This window comes from Rhizobacter sp., assembly GCF_031412075.1.
GTDB lineage: Bacteria > Pseudomonadota > Gammaproteobacteria > Burkholderiales > Burkholderiaceae_C > Rhizobacter.
On sequence record NZ_JANOCG010000110.1, the window covers coordinates 1 to 3637 of the forward strand.

The window sequence follows — 3637 nt, forward strand, 5'->3', positions numbered from 1 at the left end:
GAAAGATGCTGGCCGCCAGCACCGCATCGGCGCCACCCAGCTGGATGCCTTCGGCCAGGTGCTCCAGCGTGCCCACACCGCCCGACGCAATCACCGGGATGTCGACCGCGTCGCTCACCGCGCGGGTGAGCGGCAGGTTGAAGCCGATCTTGGTGCCGTCGCGGTCCATGCTGGTCAGCAAGATCTCGCCGGCGCCGTACTCGGCCATCTGCCGTGCCCAGGCCACGGCGTCGATGCCGGTGTTCTTGCGGCCACCATGGGTGTAGACGTCCCAGCCCGAGCCGTCGGCGCGGCCTTTGGCATCGATGGCCACCACGATGCACTGCGCGCCGTATTTGGCCGACGCATCACGGATGACCTGCGGGTTGGCCACGGCCGCCGAGTTGAAGCTCACCTTGTCGGCACCGGCGTTGAGCAGGCGACGCACATCGTCGACGACCCGCACACCGCCACCGACCGTCAGCGGGATGAACACCTGCGAGGCCACCGCTTCGATCATGTGCAGGATCAGGTCGCGGCCGTCGCTGGTGGCGGTGATGTCGAGGAAGGTGAGTTCGTCGGCACCCTGTTCGTTGTAGCGTGCGGCGATCTCCACCGGATCACCGGCATCGCGCAGCTCGACGAAGTTGACACCCTTGACGACCCGGCCCCCGGTCACGTCCAGGCAGGGAATGATGCGTTTGGCCAGCATGGCGCTGCTAGGCCACGCCGTTGAGTTCGTCAGCGCGCTTCTGGGCCAACGCAAAGTCCAGCGCGCCGGTGTAGATGGCACGGCCGCAAATGACACCCTCCACGCCCTCGCCCTGCACCGCACACAGCCGCTCGATGTCCGCCATGTTGGACAAGCCACCCGAGGCGATCACCGGGATCGAGAGCGCCTGTGCGAGCTTCACCGTGGCTTCGATGTTGATGCCGCTCAGCATGCCGTCACGGCCGATGTCGGTGTAGATCACACCTTCGACGCCGTAGTCTTCGAACTTTTTGGCCAGGTCGATCACTTCATGGCCAGTGAGCTTGCTCCAGCCGTCTGTTGCGACCTTGCCGTCTTTGGCGTCGAGGCCCACGATGATGTGGCCCCCAAAGGCGGTGCAGGCGTCTTTGAGGAAGCCGGGGCTCTTGACCGCGGCGGTGCCGACGATGATGAAGCTCAGGCCGTCGTCGAGGTAGCGCTCGATGGTGTCGAGGTCACGGATGCCGCCCCCCAGTTGCACCGGGATCTCTTCCCCCACCTCGGCCAGGATGGCCTTGATGGCAGCCTCGTTGACCGGCTTGCCCGCGAAGGCACCGTTCAAGTCGACCAGGTGCAGGCGGCGCGCACCGGCGTCGACCCACCTTCGGGCCATCGCGGCGGGGTCTTCACCGAACGTGGTGGAGTCGGCCATGTCGCCCTGTTTCAGGCGCACGCACTGGCCGTCTTTCAGGTCAATCGCAGGTATCAGCAGCATGGCCGAGTCAGAAGTTGCGGGGGGGGGAAAGGTGTCGCCCGAGACAGTTCGCAGGAAGATGACGCTGGATGAGCGGATCAGGGATTCCAGTGAAGGAAGTTGCGGTAGAGCGCAAGGCCATGCTCGGCGCTCTTCTCGGGGTGGAACTGGGTGGCGAAAATGTTATCGCGTGCCAGCGCGCAGGTAAAGCGGCTGCCGTAGTCCGTTTCACCCACGCTGTGGTGTGGGTCGGACGGCCGGGCATAAAAACTGTGCACGAAATAAAAGTAGGCCTCATCGGGCACGCCGGCCCAGATCGGGTGGGCACGGGCCTGGATGACCTGGTTCCAACCCATTTGCGGCACCTTGTAGCGGCTGCCATCGGGCTGCAGTTGGCCTTGCAATTGGAAACGAATCACCTCACCCGGGATGAGGTTCAGCCCGTCGGCCGGGCCTTCTTCGCTGCGGGTGAGCAGCATCTGCATGCCGATGCACACGCCCATCAGCGGCTTGCGGGCGGCGGCGTCGAGCACAGCGTCTTGCAGGCCCGACTCCTTGAGCTCGCGCATGCAGTCGGGCAAGGCCCCCTGCCCCGGCAGCACCACACGCTCGGCGGCATACACCTCGTCGGGCTTGGAGGTGACCAGCACCTCGAAGCCGCTGCCCTGCGCCACGTGCAGCACCGCCTGCGAAACGGAACGCAGGTTGCCACTGCCGTAGTCGACGACGGCGACGGTCTTGGCCATGTCTAGAGGCTGCCTTTGGTGGAAGGGATGACACCCGCGGCGCGCGGGTCGATCTCCAGCGCCATGCGCAGTGCCCGCGCAAAGGCCTTGAAGATGGTTTCGCACTGGTGGTGGGCGTTGTCGCCGTGCAGGTTGTCGATGTGCAGCGTCACGCCGGCGTGGTTGCTGAAGCCCTGGAAGAACTCGTAGACGAGCTGGGTGTCGAGCGCACCGATCATGCCGCTCTTGAAGTCGACGCGCATGTGCAGGCCGGGCCGGCCCGAAAAGTCGATCACCACACGCGACAGCGCTTCGTCCAGCGGCACATAAGAGTGGCCGTAGCGGCGCAGGCCCTTCTTGTCGCCCACTGCCTGCGCCATGGCCTGGCCGAGGGTGATGCCGACGTCTTCGACCGTGTGGTGGCCGTCGATGTGCAGGTCGCCCTTGGCGTCGATCTCGATGTCGATCAGGCCGTGGCGGGCGATCTGGTCAATCATGTGATCGAAAAAGCCGATGCCGGTGGCCAACTTGGACACGCCGGTGCCATCGAGGTTGATGGCCACGCGGATCTGCGTTTCGTTGGTGTTGCGGGTGACGTCGGCCTTGCGGTCGGTCATGACAGGCTCACTTTCAATGCGTCGATCATCAAATCATTCTCTTCGGGAGTGCCCACGGTGAGACGCAGGCAGTTTGCCAGCAAGGGATGCAGTTTGGAGACGTTCTTCACCAGCACCTTGTGCCGTTTGAGGGCGTCGAACAGCGCCGCAGCATCCGGCACGCGGGTGAGCACCATGTTGGCTTCGCTCGGATAGGGTGTCACACCGGGCATGGCCGCCAGCGCCGCGGTGAGGCGGGTGCGCTCGCTGCGCAACACGCCGGCCTGGCGGGCGAACTCGTCGTGGTGCTCCAGCGCAAACAGCGCCGCCTCGGCGTTGAGCACGCTCACGTTGTAGGGCGGGCGCACTTTGTCGATCTGGTCCACCAGCGCTTTCGGCCCCAAGAGGTAACCCAGACGCACACCGGCCAGGCCAAACTTGCTGAGCGTGCGCATGACCAGCACGTGCTCGTGGCGTGTCACCCGGTCCAGGTAGCTGCGCGAGGCAAACGGCTGATAAGCCTCGTCGATCACCACCAGGCCCGGCGCAGCCTGGATGATTCTCTCGATGACCGCATCGTCAAACAGGTTGGCCGTCGGGTTGTTGGGGTAGGCGATGTAGACGACGGCCGGCTGGTGCTGCACCATCGCCGCCAGCATCGCGGCTTCGTCCAGCTCGAAGTCGGCCGTGAGCGGCACACCGATGAATTGCAGGCCTTGCAGGCGGGCCGACACGTCATACATCACGAAGCCGGGCACCGGCGCCAGCACGGTGGCACCAGGGGTGTCGCAAGCCATGCTGAGCAGGGTGATGATTTCGTCGGAGCCGTTGCCCAGGATCAGCTCATAGCCTTCGGGCAAGCCCACATGGCGGGCCAGCGCGGCGCGCAGCT

Annotated in this window: 5 protein-coding genes; all 5 read right to left on the minus strand. The window is 65.1% G+C overall.

The window, feature by feature from the left end; genetic code table 11:
• Positions 1–691, minus strand: a 691-nt coding sequence (gene hisF / locus RMO40_RS04060; protein WP_309716665.1) for an imidazole glycerol phosphate synthase subunit HisF, incomplete at its 3' end; no start/stop codon positions are given.
• A gap of 7 nt (positions 692–698) precedes the next feature.
• Positions 699–1445, minus strand: coding sequence for a 1-(5-phosphoribosyl)-5-[(5-phosphoribosylamino)methylideneamino]imidazole-4-carboxamide isomerase (gene hisA, locus RMO40_RS04065; RefSeq protein WP_309716670.1), 747 nt, complete (start codon positions 1443–1445; stop codon positions 699–701).
• Between the two features lie 77 nt (positions 1446–1522).
• Positions 1523–2170, minus strand: coding sequence for an imidazole glycerol phosphate synthase subunit HisH (gene hisH / locus RMO40_RS04070; protein WP_309716673.1), 648 nt, complete (start codon positions 2168–2170; stop codon positions 1523–1525).
• Positions 2171–2172: 2 nt separating this feature from the next.
• On the minus strand, positions 2173–2766 hold the full coding sequence (gene hisB, locus RMO40_RS04075) for an imidazoleglycerol-phosphate dehydratase HisB (protein ID WP_309716675.1): 594 nt from the start codon (positions 2764–2766) through the stop codon (positions 2173–2175).
• Positions 2763–3637: histidinol-phosphate transaminase (gene hisC, locus RMO40_RS04080; RefSeq protein WP_309716678.1), on the minus strand; the 875-nt coding region annotated here is incomplete at its 5' end. The genes hisB and hisC, both read right to left, overlap by 4 nt.